At 73.5% G+C, this 17,124-nt stretch carries 16 protein-coding genes and 1 riboswitch; of the genes, 8 read left to right on the plus strand and 8 right to left on the minus strand.

What is annotated here, in order from left to right:
• Position 1 precedes the first annotated feature (1 nt).
• Positions 2-2,413 (plus strand): DUF3488 and transglutaminase-like domain-containing protein, encoded by a 2,412-nt coding sequence (locus OG408_RS10860; protein WP_326669572.1) that lies wholly within the window; start codon positions 2-4, stop codon positions 2,411-2,413.
• 305 nt (positions 2,414-2,718) lie between these two features.
• On the opposite strand, the gene OG408_RS10865 is transcribed toward OG408_RS10860, so the two are convergent.
• The 3 genes from OG408_RS10865 to OG408_RS10875 all read right to left on the minus strand — a co-directional run bounded on the left by OG408_RS10865 (position 2,719) and on the right by OG408_RS10875 (position 4,792).
• Complete coding sequence (locus OG408_RS10865; protein WP_266777746.1) at positions 2,719-3,120, minus strand: DUF3040 domain-containing protein; 402 nt, start codon at positions 3,118-3,120, stop codon at positions 2,719-2,721.
• 285 nt (positions 3,121-3,405) lie between these two features.
• Positions 3,406-4,164: a class I SAM-dependent methyltransferase gene (locus OG408_RS10870; protein WP_266777748.1), complete on the minus strand. Its 759-nt coding sequence runs from the start codon at positions 4,162-4,164 to the stop codon at positions 3,406-3,408.
• 100 nt (positions 4,165-4,264) lie between these two features.
• A complete protein-coding gene (locus OG408_RS10875) occupies positions 4,265-4,792 on the minus strand; it encodes an SAV_6107 family HEPN domain-containing protein (protein ID WP_266777750.1) in 528 nt (175 codons plus the stop codon).
• A 167-nt stretch (positions 4,793-4,959) separates the two neighbouring features.
• Between OG408_RS10875 and OG408_RS10880 the strand changes: the two genes are divergently transcribed.
• The 5 genes from OG408_RS10880 to OG408_RS10900 all read left to right on the plus strand — a co-directional run bounded on the left by OG408_RS10880 (position 4,960) and on the right by OG408_RS10900 (position 10,991).
• A complete protein-coding gene (locus OG408_RS10880; RefSeq protein WP_266777752.1) occupies positions 4,960-5,757 on the plus strand; it encodes an ATP-binding cassette domain-containing protein in 798 nt (265 codons plus the stop codon).
• Complete coding sequence (locus OG408_RS10885) at positions 5,729-7,816, plus strand: YhgE/Pip domain-containing protein (RefSeq protein ID WP_326669576.1); 2,088 nt, start codon at positions 5,729-5,731, stop codon at positions 7,814-7,816. Before OG408_RS10880 ends, OG408_RS10885 begins: the two co-directional genes overlap by 29 nt.
• A 29-nt stretch (positions 7,817-7,845) precedes the next feature.
• Complete coding sequence (locus OG408_RS10890) at positions 7,846-8,457, plus strand: TetR/AcrR family transcriptional regulator (protein WP_266777756.1); 612 nt, start codon at positions 7,846-7,848, stop codon at positions 8,455-8,457.
• A 367-nt stretch (positions 8,458-8,824) separates the two neighbouring features.
• The gene (locus tag OG408_RS10895) at positions 8,825-9,442 is read left to right on the plus strand and encodes a DUF4126 domain-containing protein (protein WP_326669579.1); all 618 of its coding nucleotides are present in this window, start codon (positions 8,825-8,827) and stop codon (positions 9,440-9,442) included.
• Between the two features lie 31 nt (positions 9,443-9,473).
• Complete coding sequence (locus tag OG408_RS10900) at positions 9,474-10,991, plus strand: phytoene desaturase family protein (RefSeq protein ID WP_326669581.1); 1,518 nt, start codon at positions 9,474-9,476, stop codon at positions 10,989-10,991.
• Positions 10,992-11,010: 19 nt separating this feature from the next.
• Here the strand turns inward: OG408_RS10900 and OG408_RS10905 are convergent, their stop codons facing one another.
• The 5 genes from OG408_RS10905 to OG408_RS10925 all read right to left on the minus strand — a co-directional run bounded on the left by OG408_RS10905 (position 11,011) and on the right by OG408_RS10925 (position 15,465).
• Positions 11,011-11,946 (minus strand): hypothetical protein, encoded by a 936-nt coding sequence (locus tag OG408_RS10905; protein WP_326669582.1) that lies wholly within the window; start codon positions 11,944-11,946, stop codon positions 11,011-11,013.
• A gap of 51 nt (positions 11,947-11,997) precedes the next feature.
• A complete protein-coding gene (gene metF / locus OG408_RS10910; RefSeq protein WP_285565315.1) occupies positions 11,998-12,915 on the minus strand; it encodes a methylenetetrahydrofolate reductase [NAD(P)H] in 918 nt (305 codons plus the stop codon).
• Between the two features lie 121 nt (positions 12,916-13,036).
• Complete coding sequence (gene thiE / locus OG408_RS10915; RefSeq protein WP_266777766.1) at positions 13,037-13,690, minus strand: thiamine phosphate synthase; 654 nt, start codon at positions 13,688-13,690, stop codon at positions 13,037-13,039.
• 98 nt (positions 13,691-13,788) lie between these two features.
• Complete coding sequence (locus OG408_RS10920) at positions 13,789-14,154, minus strand: Rv2175c family DNA-binding protein (protein ID WP_266777768.1); 366 nt, start codon at positions 14,152-14,154, stop codon at positions 13,789-13,791.
• Between the two features lie 69 nt (positions 14,155-14,223).
• Positions 14,224-15,465: an NAD(P)/FAD-dependent oxidoreductase gene (locus OG408_RS10925; protein WP_442806020.1), complete on the minus strand. Its 1,242-nt coding sequence runs from the start codon at positions 15,463-15,465 to the stop codon at positions 14,224-14,226.
• A 138-nt stretch (positions 15,466-15,603) separates the two neighbouring features.
• Positions 15,604-15,717, plus strand: a riboswitch (TPP riboswitch).
• On the opposite strand from OG408_RS10925, the gene thiO reads away from it, so the two are divergent.
• Together thiO and thiS are read left to right on the plus strand one after the other, a co-directional pair.
• A complete protein-coding gene (gene thiO, locus OG408_RS10930; protein ID WP_326669586.1) occupies positions 15,714-16,895 on the plus strand; it encodes a glycine oxidase ThiO in 1,182 nt (393 codons plus the stop codon). Its footprint overlaps the riboswitch before it by 4 nt.
• On the plus strand, positions 16,892-17,122 hold the full coding sequence (gene thiS, locus OG408_RS10935) for a sulfur carrier protein ThiS (RefSeq protein ID WP_285565313.1): 231 nt from the start codon (positions 16,892-16,894) through the stop codon (positions 17,120-17,122). The genes thiO and thiS overlap by 4 nt, the downstream gene beginning before the upstream one ends.
• Positions 17,123-17,124: the final 2 nt, after the last annotated feature.

Below are 17,124 nucleotides of genomic sequence, written 5' to 3' on the forward strand. Positions count from 1 at the left end.
CATGAGCGGTCGTGGTCGGCTGGCGCTCGGCGCCTTTGCGGCGACGCTGATGGCGGCTTGTTCGATGCTGCCGCTGGTCGACCCGGTCACCTGGATCCTGCAGGCGTCGTTCCTGCTGGCCATCCAGTGCGGCGTGGGTGCGCTCGGCCGGCGGGTGCCGCTGCCGCGGCTGCTGACCGTCGGCGCGCAGGCGGTCGTCCTGGTGCTGCTGCTGACCGTGGCGTTCGCCCGCGAGCAGGCGCTCGCGGGCTTCGTCCCCGGTCCGCAGTCCGTGCAGCAGCTGGCGGACCTGCTGACGACGGGTGCGGACGACGTCGGGCGGTACACGATCCCGGCCCCGGACACGGCGGGCATCCGGCTGATGCTGGTCGGCGGCGTGCTGCTGGTGGGGCTCGCGGTGGACGCGCTGGCGGTCACGTTCCGCAGCGCCGCACCGGCCGGGCTGCCCCTGCTCGCGCTGTACTCCGTCGCCGCCGGGCTCTCCGACGGCAGCGCGGACTGGCTGTGGTTCCTGCTGGCCGCCTGCGGCTATCTGCTTCTCCTGCTGGCCGAGGGGCGCGACCGGCTCTCCCAGTGGGGGCGCGTCTTCGCCGGGACCAACAGGCCCCGGGACGGTCTGCCCTCGGGGATCGACGCCTCGGGCCGCGGGGCGCTCGCCCCGGTCCGCACGGGCCGCCGCATCGGGGCGCTCGCACTGGGAATCGCCCTGGTCGTACCCGCGGCCCTGCCCGCGCTCGACAGCGGACTGCTGACGGGGCCGGGCGCCGGTAACGGCAAGGGGGGCGGTGGCGGCACCATCTCCGCGGTGAACCCGCTGGTCTCGCTGCAGAACAACCTCAACCAGCCGGAGAACCGGGAGGTGATGTCGTACCGCACCAACTCGGACAGTGTGCAGGACTTCTACCTCCGGATCCTGGCCCTGGACCAGTTCAACGGGAACGAGTGGCGGGCCTCGACGCGCCGGCTGAAGGACGTGCCGAAGCGGCTCCCGACCCCGGCGGGTCTGGCACCGGACGTGGCCGTCACGGAGGTCCGGACGAACATCTCCGCGTCCTCCTCGTACCAGCAGACGTATCTGCCGCTCCCCTACCCGGCGACGGAGGTGAAGGTCGGCGGGCGCTGGCGGTACGAGCCCGAGGGCCGCACCCTCGTCGGTGACGACGGGGAGACGACCAAGGGTGCGCAGTACGAGGTCTCCAGCCTCGTGGTGCAGCCGACGGCCGGGCAGCTCGCGGGTGCGGGCGAGGCCCCGGCGGCCCTGCGCCGCGAGTACACCAAGGTGCCCGACTCCCTGCCGAAGGTGGTCAAGGAGACGGCCGAAGAGGTGACGAAGGGCGCGGCCAACGGCTACGAGCAGGCGGTGAAGCTGCAGAACTACTTCGCGTCGGAGGGCGGCTTCACGTACGACACCTCGGTGAATTCGGGTACCGGCAGTGCCGCGATCGGCCGCTTCCTGAAGGACAGGCGGGGCTTCTGCGTCCACTTCTCGTTCACGATGGCCGCGATGGCCCGGACGCTCGGGATTCCGGCCCGGGTCGCGGTGGGCTTCACGCCCGGGGCCGCGCAGTCGGACGGTTCGATGTCGGTGGGGCTGCGCGACGCGCACGCCTGGCCCGAGCTGTACTTCGAGGGCGTCGGCTGGACCCGCTTCGAGCCCACGCCGACGCGCGGCTCCACTCCGGCGTACACCCTGCCGGACGCACCGACCGGTGATGCCGCGGACCCGGCCCAGCCGGAGACGGGCGCATCGACGGCGGCCCCGGCCACACCGTCCGCCTCGGACAGCTGCCCCGCGCAGATGCGGCGGCAGGGTGAGTGCGGCAGCTCGGCGCTCCCGGGGGCCGTGACGCCCACGGACACGGGGACGCCCGCGGGCACCGTGCTCGGATGGGCACTGGTGGCCGTGCTCGTCCTGCTGGTCCCGTTGCTGCCCATGTTCTGGCGCAGCCGGACACGGGCCCGCAGGCTGGGCTCCTCCACCGGGCGCACCCCCGCGGACGCGACCGCGAGAACGATGGCGGCGTGGCAGGAGATCACCGACACCGCGTGGGACCACGGCATCGATCCGGACGAGTCGCAGACGCCTCGGAAGGCGGCGGCACGGATGGTGCGGCTGGGGCGGCTCGACGCCGAGGCGGCCGCGGCCGTGCACCGGGTGGCGGGCGCGGTGGAGCAGGTGCTCTACGCGCCGGAGCCGCGGCCGGTGTCGGGGCTCGCGGAGGACGCACAGGCGGTACGGGCGGGTCTGCGGCTCTCCGCCGACCGGTTCGCCCGGTTCCGTGCGGTCGTGGCACCGCGATCGGCCGTACGGGTGGTGTGGGCCCTCTCGGAGCGCCGGGCGGCCCTCGCCGGGAGGTGGCGGCTGCCGCAGCGGCCGGCTTGGCTGAGGCGCCCGTCCGGCCAGCAGGGCTGACACCTCACCCTTCGCGGGCAGGCCCTTCCCGGGGGCCTGCCCGCGATGCGTTCCGGCGCGGAGCGGGCCGGCGGCAGGCCGCGCGGCACACGACACCCGACGCCCGGCTTCCGGCGCCGCGGCGGCCCGACGGCGCCGCGGCGGCCCGACGGCGCCGCGGCGGCCCGACGGCGCCGCGGCGGCCCGACGGCGCCGCGGCGGCCCGACGGCGCCGGAGCGGACGGCCCGGCGCCCGGTGATCCGGGCACGCGTGAGGGGCGGCCGCAGAAATGCGGCCGCCCCTCACCCATAAGTGTTCCGAGCGCCTACTGGCCCTGCTCATCGCGGCGGCGCTGCCACCGTTGTTCGATCCGGTTCATCACGGACCGGCGCTGTTTGGGCTGTCGGCGTTCGCCCGCACCACCCGCGCGGACTGCTGCCTGTTGCTCGCCCGGCTTGGGCGCCTTGCGCCAGCCGGTGACCGCGAGCACCGCGCAGCCCAGCATGACGAGGAACCCGACCACGCTGATCCAGATCTGCTGTGCGACCATTCCGGCCATGAGGAGCGCGATTCCCACCAGGAAGCCAGCAACTGCCTGGTAGACCCGTCGCCGGGTGTATGTACGCAGCCCACTTCCCTCGAGCGCTGTCGCGAACTTGGGATCTTCGGCGTACAGCGCTCGCTCCATTTGCTCGAGCATTCGCTGCTCGTGCTCCGAGAGCGGCACGGAGTCCTCCTCGTCGTCGGCCGCCGGGGGGCGGCCGGTATGCGGCCCTTCCAGGATAGGCAGGGAATCGCCCCCGTGAAACCCGCCCTCTTTGTCAATCAGCCAGTCCGGGCCGCCACGACGGCTCAGCTGCTGAGGCGTTGATTCCCCAACCTCCGCTCCGTCATGCCGGATGGTGTCCCCCGATCATACGGGGCCAAGGCCCTGATCGGGGCTGCTGGGGCGTACTCCGTCTGCAGCTGCGTTGCTGATCAGCCGCGCTGCCGTCGCGATCCGGCCGGCGGATCAGGCCCGCCTGGTGCCCAGGACGTGCAGCTGGGTGGCCACCGAGTGGAACGCGGGCTCTTCGGCGACCGCCGCCTCCAGCTTGAGCAGGGCCTCCATGGCGCCGGGTTCGGTGTCCACCAGGACACCGGGCACGAGGTCGGCGAAGACGCGCACGCCGTGGACGGCGCCGACCTCCACGTCCGCGCCCTCGACGAGTTCGGTGAGCTGCTGCGCCGTGTAGCGCCGCGGCACGGGGTCGCCCGCGCCCCAGCGGCCGTCCGGGTCGCTGAGCGCCTGCCGGGCCTCGGTGAAGTGGCCGGCGAGCGCCCGGGCCAGGACGGCGCCGCCGAGCCCGGCGGCGAGCAGGCTGAGGGCGCCGGACGGACGGAGCGCCTCCACCGCGTTGCGCACGCCCTCGGCGGGGTCGTCCACGTACTCCAGGACTCCGTGGCAGAGCACCGCGTCGTAGCCACCGCGCTCGGCCACGTCGAACAGGCCGAGGATGTCGCCCTGGACTCCGCGGACCCGGTCGTCCACCCCGGCCTCGGCGGCGCGGCGCTCCAGCGCGAACAGCGCGTTGGGGCTGGGGTCGACGACGGTGACCCGGTGGCCGAGACGGGCGACGGGCACGGCGAAGTTGCCCGTGCCGCCGCCGGTGTCCAGTACGTCCAGGGCGTCCCTGCCGGTCGCCTTGGCCTGTCGGTCGAGAGCGTCCTTGAGGACTTCCCAGACCACGGCGGTACGGAGGGAGGCGCGGGGGCGCAGCTGGTCCGACACGGCAGTTGACTCCTCGGCACGGTGCCGCCGCTGACGGCGGAGCGTGAACGGCGCAGGTGATAGGTCCCGTCCACCCTATTGCCTCGCGCCGCCGTCCCCGTCATCCCGCATCGGGCCGCTCCCCGCGGGGCTGCGGGAGCACCGGCTGGAGCACCAGCAGCCGCTCCACCAGGCGGAGGAACATCGCCGCGTCCCGGAGCAGGTCGTCCGCGTCGCGCCGGCCGGCCGCGCCCGGGATGCCCGCCTCCGCGCGGGCCCGGCGGCGGGCGCCTGAGGCGAACAGGGCGCTCCACTCGGTGAGCTCGGGGGCTATCTCCGGCAGGACCTCCCAGGCACTGCGGATCTTCTCCCGCCGCCGCGGTGAGGTCTCGGGGCGTCCCCGGACGGCGAGCACCGCGGCGGCGGTGCGCAGCGCGGCGAGGTGGGCGGTGGCGTAGCGCTCGTTCGGCACGTCGAGAACAGCTGCCTCTTCGAGGCCGGCGCGGGCCTGGGCGAGGAGATCGAGAGCGGCGGGCGGCGCGGTGGTGCGCCTGAGTACGGGGTGGACGTCGTGCGCCGGACCGGTCGGTGAGGGGGCAGGGCCGTCTGCGCGGCGTCGCGGAGCGGCTGCTGCGGACGAGTGGGCCATGACAGAACCTCCTGTCTCGTAACGGCTTCGTGGCCGTCTGTATCCATCGTGACGGCCCCCACTGACAATCGGCCCCGATCCCCCTTTGACCTGGCCTTTTGCTTCGCTCGCAAGTTCGGGCTACCTTTTTGCACTGACCAGTCAGTTCAAAAGAAGGGGGAGGGTCTGTGGAGAGCGCGCACGGGGCGGCTGTCACCGCCGACGGCCTCGGCCTCAAGGGGCCGCGCGGCTGGGCCTTCCGGGAGGTGACGTTCAGCGTCTCCCCCGGGTCCCTGGTCGCGATCGAGGGCCCGTCCGGCTCGGGCCGCACCTGCCTGCTGCTCGCGCTCACCGGCCGGATGCGTGCCACCGAGGGCGAGGCGACGGCCGGCGGTCTGCGCCTGCCGCGCCGGGCCGCCGCCGTCCGCCGCATCGCGGCGCTGGGCCCGGTGCCCGGCGTCAGCGAACTGGACCCGGCGTTCACGGTCGCCGAGCACCTGCGGGAGCGCGCCCTGCTGCAACGCCGCTTCGACGGCTCGCTCCGCGCCCTGCTGCGACCGCGCCGCGAGCGCGTCGCCGCCGCCCGGGCCCGGATCGACGGGGCGCTGGAGGCCGCCGGGCTCGACCCCGCCGCCCTTCCCAAGGCCGAGCGGACCTCCGTACGCGATCTGGAGCGGCTGGAGGCGCTGCGGCTCTCCGTCGCCCTCGCCCTGATCGGCCGGCCGCGGCTGCTCGCGGTGGACGACGCCGACCTGAAGCTCTCCGACGCCGAACGCGCCGAGGCCTGGGAGCTGCTGCGCTCGCTCGCCGCCGGCGGCACGACCGTGCTGGCCGTGTGCAGCCAGGCTCCCGAGGACGCCGTCACCGTACGCACGGGCAGCACCGGGGCGACCGCCCCCACCGACACCGGGGAGCCCGCACCGCAGGCGGACCCCGCACACGAGGAAGGGACGGCCGATGCGCTCGCCGAGACTGGCCACGCTTGAGCTGAGGCGCTTCGGCAGGGGCAGGCTGCCGAGGGCCGCCCTCGCCGCCCTCCTGCTGCTGCCGCTGCTCTACGGCGCGCTGTACCTGTGGTCGTTCTGGGACCCGTACGGCCGCCTGGACCGCATCCCGGTCGCGCTGGTCAACGACGACAAGGGCGCCACCGCCGAGGGCAAGCGCCTCGCGGCCGGGGACGAGATCACCGGCAAGCTGCTCGACTCCAAGGTCTTCGAGTGGCACGAGGTGAGCGCCGCCGAGGCCCACGAGGGCGTCGAGGACGGTACGTACTACCTCTCGCTGACCATGCCGGCGGACTTCAGCAGGCGCATCGCCTCCAGCGCCGGCGACTCCCCCGAGACGGGCGCGCTCCAGGTGCGCACCAACGACGCGAACAACTACATCGTCGGCCAGATCTCCCGGACGGTGTTCTCCGAGGTCCGCACCGCCGCGTCGGCCAACGCGTCGCGGGGCTTCCTCGACCGGATCTTCATCAACTTCTCCGATCTCCACGACGCGACGGCCAAGGCGGCCAAGGGCGCGACCGATCTCAAGGGCGGCATCGGCAAGGCGAAGAAGGGCTCGAAGGACCTCGCGGACGGGCTGAAGGACGCGAAGGCCGGCAGCGGCCGGCTGGCCACCGGCATCGTCACGCTCGACAAGGGCGCGGGCGATCTGGAGACCGGCTCGCGCCAGGTCGCCGACGGCACCCAGCTGCTCGCCGACAAGGTCAACGGGGTGGCCGCCGACATCCGCCCGTTCCTGAAGGACAACGGCAAGACGATCGGCGACACGGCCCGGCTCGTCGCCGACTCCTCGCAGACCGTGCGGGACAACCTCGACCTGCTGGTGAAGGCGGCGCCCACCGCCGCCACCGCCGCCCACACGGCCTCCGACGACCTCGCCGACGTCCACCGCACCCGGTGCGTGGAGCAGCCGCTCCCCGACCCCACCGTCTGCGCCCCGCTGAAGCGGGCGGTGACGGCCGCGGCCGATGTCGCCGCGGTGGCCGACGACGTGAACGTCCTGGTCAGGAACCAGAACGGGGACCTCAAGAAGCTGCGCACCCAGCTGGCCACCCTCCAGAAGCAGGCGAACGCACTCGCCGACCGCTCGCCGCACCTGGACGAGGACCTGGAGAGCGCGGTCAAGAAGGTCAACGCGCTCAACACCGGCGCGCACAAGGTCGCCAAGGGCGCGGACAAGCTGCACACCGGCCTGGCCACGGCCAGAACGGGCTCCGCCGACCTGAACACCGGGGTCGGCGCCCTGAAGAAGGGCGCGACGAGCCTGGACAGCGGGATGGTCCGGCTCGGCGACGGCTCGGCGACGCTCGCCCAGGGGCTCACCGACGGCGTGGACAAGATCCCCGACTACGACAAGAAGGACCGCGACGCGCGCACGGGGGTCATGGCCGACCCCGTACAGCTGGCCTCGCAGTCGCTCCACGCGGCCCCCAACTACGGCACCGGCTTCGCCCCGTACTTCATCCCGCTGTCGCTCTGGGTCGGCGCGATGGTGGCGTACATGCTGATCCAGCCGCTCAACCGGCGCGCCCTGGCCGCCGGGGCGCCGGCCTGGCGGATCGCCTTCGCGGGCTGGCTGCCGGTGGCCGCGATCGGACTGCTCCAGGTGGCCGCGCTGATGTCCGTACTGCACTGGGGGCTCGGCCTGCAGATGGCCCACGCCGCCGGGACGATCGGCTTCCTCGCCCTGGTCACCTGCTGCTTCGGCGCGATCGTGCAGTGGCTGAACGCCCGCTTCGGAGCCGCGGGACGCATCCTCGTCCTTGCCGTGCTGATGCTCCAGCTGACCTCGGCCGGGGGCACGTACCCCGTACAGACCAGCCCGGGCTTCTTCAACGCCATCCACCCCTACCTGCCGATGAGCTACGTCGTCGAGGGCCTGCGCCGGCTGATCACCGGCGGCGGACTCGGCCCGGTCTGGCAGGGCTGCGCTGTGCTCCTGGCCTTCACCGCGGGGGCGCTCGCGCTCACGGCCCTCTCCGCACGCCGCAGGCAGGTGTGGACGCTGGACCGGCTCCACCCGGAGCTGAGTCTGTGAGCTCTCCGGGACCTGTGAGAATCAGGAGCATGGAAAGCAGTAGCACCACGCGCCGCCAGGCCACCCGGCAGAAGCTCTACGAAGCCGCCGTGACCCTCATCGCCGAGAAGGGTTTCTCGGCGACCACGGTGGACGAGATCGCCGAGCGCGCCGGGGTCGCCAAGGGCACGGTCTACTACAACTTCAAGAGCAAGACGGAGCTCTTCGAGGAGCTGCTGCGCCACGGTGTCGGGCTGCTCACCTCCTCGCTGCGCTCGGCCGCGGAGGAGACCGACGAGCGCGGCGGCAGCCGGGTCGAGGCGCTGGACGCCATGATCCGCGCCGGTCTGGCCTTCATCGACCGCTATCCGGCCTTCACCCAGCTGTACGTGGCCGAGCTGTGGCGCACCAACCGCGCCTGGCAGGCCACCTTGCTGGTGGTGCGTCAGGAGGCCGTCGCCGTGGTCGAGGGAGTGCTCAGGGAAGGTGTCGCGGGCGGTGAGCTGAGCGAGGAGATCGACATCCCGCTGACGGCGGCCGCTCTGGTCGGCATGGTGCTGGTGGCGGCGCTGGACTGGCAGGCGTTCCAGCCGGAGCGGTCGATCGACGACGTGCACTCGGCGCTGTCGCTGCTGCTGCACGGGCGGGTCAGCGGGCGCTGACACCGGCGGCCCCCCGTACGGCTCCCGGACGTGACGAAGGCACCGGCCGGACGGGGCTCGATCCCCCCGAGCCTCGTCCGACCGGCGCCTTCCGTGCTGCCGGAGAACCTCCCCCGTGACCCCGTGCGTTCCCCCGTGGTCCCGAGTCCTCCGCCGTGCACCCCCGTTGGGAAGAAGTGCCGCGCCCGCTCCGCCGCCCCGTGCCGGCGGTACCGGCGCAGCGCCCCTCCCGTGCTCCCCACTCTGCCGTTTGCGCAGGTCGCGGCCCATCCGCGTCCCTACTCATCTCACCCTCTAGGTACGGATACTCAGACCTGCGCACCCGAGCCCTCCCGCGCCCGTGCGCCACCTGGTTACGATCACGTCCGTGTCCGTACTCCCCCTGGTGTTCACGAGTGGCTGGGCGAGCGGGATCAACGCCTACGCGGTGGTCCTCCTGCTCGGCATCTTCGGTGCGACCGGTGTCACCGACGAGGTGCCGGCGTCGCTGCAGCGCACCGATGTGCTCGTCGTGGCCGGCGTGCTCTTCCTGTGCGAGGTGGTGGCCGACAAGATCCCGTACGTGGACTCGGTCTGGGACACGGCGCACACCGTCATCAGGCCGGTCGCCGGCGCCGTCGTGGCGGCGCTGCTGGCGGGCGACGACGGTTCGCTGCCGGAGCTCGCGGCCGGGGCCATCGGCGGTTCCACCGCGCTGATGAGCCATCTGGTGAAGGCCGGCACCAGGATGGCGGTCAACACCTCCCCCGAGCCGTTCAGCAACATCGCGGTGAGCGTCGCCGAGGACCTGGGCGTCGCCGGAATCATCACGTTCGCCATATTCCATCCGTGGATCGCGGCGGGCATCGCCGCGGTGCTGCTGGTCCTCGGCCTGGTGATACTGGTCTTCCTGGCCTCCCGGATCCGCCGTTTCCTGCGCCGCAGGGCGCAGCGGCGCGAGGAGAGGCGCCTCGCGGAATCCGTATCGCACCGGCCTGACGGCTGAGCTGTCCGAGGCGGCCGTTAAGGTCGCTGGCATGGCACGTATTGCGGTGATCGGCGCCGGGATGGGCGCGATGTCGGCGGCGGCCCGGCTGGCCGTGGCAGGCCACCGGGTGACGGTGTACGAGCGGTCGCAGAGTTACGGCGGCTCGCTCGGCCGCCATACCCGCGACGGCTTCGCGTTCGACACCGGACCCGGTCTGCTCCATCTCCCCGCCGTCTACCGCGACCTGTTCGTGAAGACCGGCAAGGAGCCGCTGGAGCGCTGCGTCACCCTGACCCAGGTCGACCCGGCGAGCCGCCACGTCTTCGCGGACGGCACGGACGTGTCCCTGCCGAACGCCTCGCGGGCCGGCACCGTCGCGGCCCTGGACGCCGCGCTCGGCGGCGGCGCGGGGGGCAGCTGGGGCGCGTTCCTCGACCGGGCCAGGGACGCGTGGGACCGGTCGCGGCGGCCGCTGCTGGAGGAGCCGTTGCGCCCCGACTGGCAGGTGCTGGGCCGCGATCCGTATCCGGCGCCGGTGCGGCGCCGGCTGCTGCGCCCGGCGCTGCGCGCGGGCACGGTGGCGGAGATCGGTTCCTGGGAGCTGGCCGACCCCCGGCTGGCCGCCGTGCTGGACGGGTACGCGCTGTCGTACGGCCTGGATCCGCGGCGCGCCCCGGCGAGCGCGGCCCTGCTGCCGTACATGGAGGAGACGTTCGGCAGCTGGTACGTCTCCGGTGGCATGCGGGCGCTGGCGCAGGCGGTGTACGAGCGGTGCCTGGCCCGGAAGGTGGAGTTCGTCTTCGGCGCCGAGGTGGCCCGGGTCCTGGAGAAGGACGGCCGGGCGGCGGGCGTCGAGCTGACGGACGGGACGGTCGCGGAGGCCGCCCATGTGGTGCTGGGCGCCCGTCCGCGTCCGGGGCTGACGCACGCTCAGGAGCTGTGGCGGGACGGTGATGTGACGGTGCAGCCGCGGGCGGAGGGTTCCGGGCCCACCGGCCGGTTCCTGGTGCTGCTGTCGCTGCGCGGCGCCCGGCCGGCCGGCGCCGCGCACCGGACGCTGGTGCATCCGGCGGACCGGACGGCCGAGCAGGAGGCGGTGTTCGGTGGCCGGCTCGCCGCGGATCCCACCGTGACGGTGCTGCGCCCCGACGATCCGTCGACCCGTCCCGACGACGCCCACGAGGCCGTGACGCTGACGGCGACGGTCGCCCCGCACGGCCCGGTGGACTGGACCGACGAGGCCGTGCGGACCCGTTACGCGGACACGCTGATCGACGTGGCGGGCGCGGCCGTGCCGGGCCTGCGGGAGCGGGTGCTGCGCATGGAGGTGCGCACGCCCGCGGAGACCGAGGCCGAGACCGGTGCGGAGGGCGGGGCCGTTCCGGCGCCCGCGCTGGCGGGCGCCGCGGGCGGCTTCCTCCACGCGGGCAACCGCACCCGGCTGCCCGGGCTGTTGCTGGCGGGCGGCTGGGCGCATCCGGGCGGCGGACCCGCGCACGCGGGGATGTCCGGCGCGCTGGTCGCGGGGATCGTCGTCGAGGGGGACGGATTCCGGGGCTCGCAGTGAGACCGCGGGCCCGGAGGGTTCAGTAGCGGTACTGGTCGTTGTAGCCCGTGTCGTAGCCGTTCGGGTACGGCGTCGGCTGGGCGGGCTGCTCCGGCGGCATCGGCGGGTACTGCTCGCCCTCGCGCTGCTGCGGCACCCAGACCCCGCCCGGCGGGGTGTCGGGGGCGTAGGGCTGGGACTGGGCCGGCTGCTGGGCGTACGGGTCGGCGAACTGCTGGCCGTTGCCGTAGCTGTCGTAGTTCTCGTCGTGCCCGTAGCCCCCGTACGTGCCGTACTGCTGCGTCCCCGCGGTGGTGCCGATGTACGGGTCGGAGTAGGCGGCGTACTGCTGCTGGTCCGTGCCGTAGTCGTACTGACCGGTGCCGGCGCCGGCGTAGGTGTCCTGGCCCGCTCCGGTGTACGGGGATTCCTGGCCCTGGGCCGGATACGCGGAGTAGTCGGTGTACGGGTCGTACGCGGCGTACTGCGGCTGCCCCTGGGGCTCGTGGTGCTGGTCCTGCTGCGGGCGGGGATCGGTGTAGATGCCGTACTGCCCGGTGTCGTCAGGCAGCGGCTCCGGCTCGTAGACCGCGGCCGGTCCGGACAGCGGTGCGGCCGCCGGCGGCGCCGGGGTCTCGTGGCCGTACTCCATCTCCAGGTCCGAGACCTGGAGCGTGGGCTCCCGCTCCGCGCCGGCGCGACGGCGGCGGCTCTCCCCGGGGCTGCCCCCTATGGCCCAGCCCGTCGAGAAGCCGCGGCGGAAGGAGAGCGTGACGTACGTCTGCCCCGTCGCGAAGGCGATCGCGCCGAGGGCGATGACGGGCACGGACGGCATCAGGACGCCGATGACCACACCGACGAAGCCGGTGAAGGCGAGCAGGCGCCAGCGCAGGCGTGCCTTGTACTGCAGCAGCACCTCACCGAGCAGCCACAGCGCAACGATGCCGAACGCGATGTAGAGGACCGTCCAGCCCATGCCCGCCCCCTTCTACGGCCACCGCCCCGGGGTGGTGGCGGGTACGGCCGGTCACGACTGCTTGTGCAGTCCGAGATTCTCGTAGATTTCGAGCGTCGCCGTCGAGTTGTTCAACGTGATGAAGTGCAGTCCGGGGACACCCTCGGAAAGCAGCTTCGCGCAGAACCGCGTTGCGAAGTCGATGCCAATGGAGCGTACAGCGGCGGGATCGTCCTTGGCGGCGAGGATGCGTTCTTTCAGGTCCGCGGGCAGGGTCGCGTTGCTGAGCTGGGCGAATCTCTCCAATTGCCGGACGCTGGTGAGGGGCATGACCTCGGGGATGACCGGGGTGTCGCAACCCGCAGCGACCACCCGGTCACGCATCCGGAGATAATTCTCCGGGTCGAAGAACATCTGCGTGATCGCGTAGTCCGCACCGGCGCGGCACTTGTCCACGAAATGCCGGATGTCGCTGTCCCAGTCGGCCGAGCGCGGATGCCGTTCGGGAAATGCCGCGACGCCGACACAGAAATCGCCGGATTCCTTGATCAGCCGGACGAGGTCCGCCGCGTACCGCACACCCTGCGCATGCTCGACCCACGGTCCCATCGGGTCGCCCGGCGGGTCTCCGCGCACGGCGAGGATGTTCCGGATCCCGGCGTCCGCGTACTGGCCCACCATGTTGCGCAGCTCGGCGATGGAGTGGTTGACCGCCGTGAGGTGCGCGACCGGGGTGAGGGTGGACTCGGCCGCGATGTCCTGGGTCGCCTTCACCGTCCCGGCCCGGGTGGAGCCGCCGGCGCCGTAGGTCACGGAGACGAAGCTCGGCCGCACCGCCTCGACCCGGCGCAACGCGTTCCAGAGATTCCGCTCGCCCTTCTCGGTCTTGGGCGCCCAGAACTCGAACGAGTACGAGGTCTTGCCGGTCGCGAGCATCTCACGCACGGTGCGCGCGTGATCTGTCCTGGTGGAAGGTGTGCCAAGGGCCATACCGGCAGGTTAACCAGGGCACGGCGAGCACCCAACCGAACTGGGGCGATTTGGCTTGATTGCCCGAACTTTGTCCACGCTTCGGACACTCCTGTCCCGAACCGGCCGGTCGGGTTCCGGGTCAGGCGCCGGCGCGGTCCCGGATCCGGGCGGCCAGGTCCGCGGCCGCTGCGGCCGGATCGGCGGCCTCGGTGACGGCCCGCACGACGACGACCCGGCGTGCTCCGGCGTCCAGCACCTGGTCGAGGTTGCCCGCGTCGATCCCGCCGATGGCGAACCACGGGCGGGCGGGGGCGAGCGAGGCGGCGTACCGCACCAGGTCCAGGCCGGGGGCGTGCCGGCCGGGCTTGGTCGGGGTGGGCCAGCAGGGGCCGGTGCAGAAGTAGTCGACGCCGGGCTCGGCGACGGCCGCGTCGACCTCGGCCTCGGCGTGCGTGGAGCGGCCGATGACCACGTCCTGGCCGATGACGGCGCGGGCGGCCGGGACCGGCAGGTCGCCCTGGCCCAGGTGCAGCACATCGGATCCGATGGCGTGGGCGACGTCGGCCCGGTCGTTGACCGCGAGGAGCTTGCCGTGCCGCTTGCAGGCGTCGGCGAAGAGCGCGAGGTGTTCGAGCTCCTCTGCTGCCTCCATGCCCTTGTCGCGCAGCTGGATGATGTCGACACCGCCGGCGAGGACCGCGTCGAGGAACGCGGGCAGGTCACCCTGGCGCCGGCGGGCGTCCGTGCACAGGTAGAGCCGGGCGTCGGACAGCTGCGCGCGAGGCGTGGACATGGTGCGGTTCCCCCCGGGGAAGCGATGGCGGTGGTTCGGTGGTGCCGCGCGGAATGCGGGCCGCGCGGCGCGGCCCGCATTCCCCGTGCGGCGGTCGGTCAGACGGCGAGCGCCTGGGCGCGGCGCTTCACCTCCGTGCCGCGATTCTCACTCAGTGCCTGCGCGGGCGTGCCCGGCAGGCTCGGGTCGGGTGTGAAGAGCCATTCCAGCATCTCCGCGTCGGAGTAGCCGTCGTCCCTCAGGAGCGTCAGGGTCCCCGAAAGGCCCTTGACCACCTTGTCGCCGTCGATGAAGGCGGCAGGCACCTGGAGCGCCCGGTTCTCACCACGGCGCACGGCGATGAGCTGGCCCTCCTTGACCAGCTGGCGCACGCGCGTCACCTCGACATCGAACATTTCGGCGATGTCGGGCAGGTGGAGCCAGGCGGGGACGAGAGCATCGATCTTTGCGTCAATCTCGGTCACGGGGACAAGCGTGCCATCCCGGACCGACAGTCGGTACCCGGGCCGACCGTACGGGGGTCGGACACCTGGTCAGAGCGTGGCCGATTTCAGCGGCACGGAGGGGTCGGCGACCCGCTCCGGGTCGAGTTCCGCCCCTGATTCGACGAGTTTGCGGCCCTGCGCGAGATCGCGCGGACGGCCGACCGCCAGTACGGCGACGAGCGCACCGGCGCGCAGCCAGCAGACCGACCACGCGGGGTCCGCCGGATCACCCCGCCACACCAGCGCGTCGGCCCCCGTGTGATGGCCCGCGTACTGGACGAAGCGGCCGAACTGCTCGGACCAGAAGTAGGGCACGGGGTCGTAGACGGGGCGCTGCCCCCCGTCCTCCCGGACGACGGCGGCGGCGACCGTGCGGGGGCCCTGGAGGGCGTTGTCCCAGTGGTGGACGAGCAGCCGTTCGCCGTACCGGGCCGAGGGGAAGGAGGCGCAGTCCCCGACCGCGTACACGTCGGGGAGCGAGGTGCGCAGCGACGCGTCGGCGGTCACCGATCCGTCCGGGCCGAGCGCGATGCCCGATCCGGCCAGCCAGCCGGTCGCGGGCCGGGCTCCGATGCCGACGACGACCGCGTCGGCCGGGAGGGTGCGGCCGTCCGCGAGGGCGACCCGGCCGGGCTCGACGCGGGCGACCCGGGCGCCGGTGAGGAGCACGGCGCCGCTCTCGGTGTACCAGCCGGCCATCGGGGCGGCGACCTCGGCGGGCAGCGCGCCGGCGAGCGGGCGGTCCGCGGCCTCGACGACGGTGACGGCGCAGCCGGCCGCCCGGGCGGCGGTGGCGAACTCGGCGCCGATCCAGCCGGCGCCGACGACCACGACGTCGTGCTGCCGTTCCAGGACCGGGCGCAGCCGGGCGGCGTCGTCCAGTGTGCGCAGGAGGTGGACGCCCGGGACGCCCTCGGAGCCGGGCAGCACCAGGGGTTCGGCGCCGGTGGCGACGACCAGGGCGTCGTACGGGACGGGCCCGTCCGGGGTGTCCAGTTCGTGGTCGGCCGCGCGCAGTGCCGTCACGTCGAGCCCGAGCCGCAGGGTGATGCCGAGCGCCTCGAAGTCGATGTCGAAGGCCGAGTCCTCGGCCTTGCCGAGGAGGACCGCCTTCGACAGCGGCGGCCGGTCGTACGGCTGGTGCGGTTCGGCGCCGATCAGCGTGACGGGGCCGGTGAAGCCCTGTTCGCGCAGGGCCACCGCGGTCTGCACGCCCGCCATGCCCGCTCCGGCGATCACGACGCGGCGGCCCGGCCGCGCTGCCTGCTGCTGTCCGGTCTGTTCGCTCACCTGTCCACCTTAATCATCTGACGGTCCGTCAGGCAGGTGGTTTCCGGATCGTCGCCCCGGACGCTCTCCCCGCGCCCGCGTCCACCGCGCCACGGCTCCCTTACCGGCCACGCGGGACGGGGTCTAGGGTGGCCCGTGCAAAGAACTCGCGGGAGCCCGGGCGCACCGGGCTGAGAGGGAGGCTGGACGGCCTCCGACCGTACGAACCTGATCCGGGTCATGCCGGCGAAGGGAGGGGCTGGACGCCCATGCGTATCCACCACACGAGCGGGTCCGACGTCCTCGTCATCGGGGGCGGCATCATCGGCCTGGTCACCGCCTGGCGGGCGGCGCAGCGCGGTCTTTCCACCGCCGTCGTCGATCCGGATCCGGGCGGCGGGGCCGCCCGGGTCGCGGCCGGCATGCTGGCCGCCGTCACCGAACTCCACTACGGCGAGGAGATGCTGCTCGGTCTCAACGTCGCCTCCGCCGTGCGCTACCCGTCGTTCGCGGCGGAGCTGGAGGCCGCGAGCGGACAGGACATCGGCTTCCGGACCTGCGGCACCCTGGCCGTCGCGCTGGACGCCGACGACCGCGCCCATCTGCGGGACCTGCACGCCCTGCAGCAGCGTTCGGGGCTGGAGTCCGAGTGGCTCACCGGCCGTGAGTGCCGCCGGCTGGAACCGATGCTGGCCCCGGGCGTACGGGGCGGGCTGCGGGTCGACGGCGACCATCAGGTCGACCCGCGCCGGCTGGCCGCCGCGCTGCTGACGGCGTGCGAGCGGGCCGGAGTCGTCTTCCACCGCCACCGGGCCGAGCGGCTCACGGTGGAGCGCGACCGGGCGACCGGAGCCGGGCTGGCCGACGGCACGCACCCGGCGGCCGATCAGGTCGTGCTCGCCGCGGGCAGTCTCAGCGGCCGGCTCGCGGGCGTGCCGGAGCACGTCCTGCCGCCGGTCCGCCCGGTGAAGGGCCAGGTGCTGCGGCTGACCGTACCCACCGCGTACGCCCCCTTCCTCTCCCGCACCGTGCGGGCCGTGGTCCGGGGCAGCCACGTCTACCTCGTACCGCGCGAGAACGGCGAGCTGGTCGTCGGCGCCACCAGCGAGGAGATGGGCTGGGACACCACCGTCACGGCGGGCGGCGTGTACGAGCTGCTGCGCGACGCCCACGAGCTGGTGCCGGGCATCACCGAGCTGCCGCTCACCGAGACGCGCGCCGGTCTGCGCCCCGCCTCCCCGGACAACGCCCCGCTGCTCGGCCGCACCGCCCTGCCCGGCCTCCATCTCGCCACCGGCCACCACCGCAACGGGGTGCTGCTCACCCCCGTCACCGGTGATGCCATGGCGCAGCTGCTGGCCGACGGCGAGCTGCCCGAGGTGGCCCGCCCCTTCTCCCCCGGCCGTTTCTCCCCCACCGCCGCCCCCGCACGTCAGGAGCAGCCCGCATGAGCGAGCCCGTCCCCCTCCCCGCCTCCGTCTCCGTGTCCGTGAACGGCGAGACCGTCGCCGTCGCGCCGGGCACCACGCTGGACGCCCTCGTCGCCTCGCTGACCGGTGCGCCGTCGGGCGTCGCGGCCGCCCTGAACGAGACCGTCGTACCGCGCGGCCAGTGGCCCGCGGCCGCGCTCGCCGACGGCGACCGGGTCGAGGTCCTGACCGCTGTCCAGGGAGGCTGACC

The sequence above is a fragment of the Streptomyces sp. NBC_01257 genome (assembly GCF_035917255.1).
Lineage (GTDB): Bacteria > Actinomycetota > Actinomycetes > Streptomycetales > Streptomycetaceae > Streptomyces.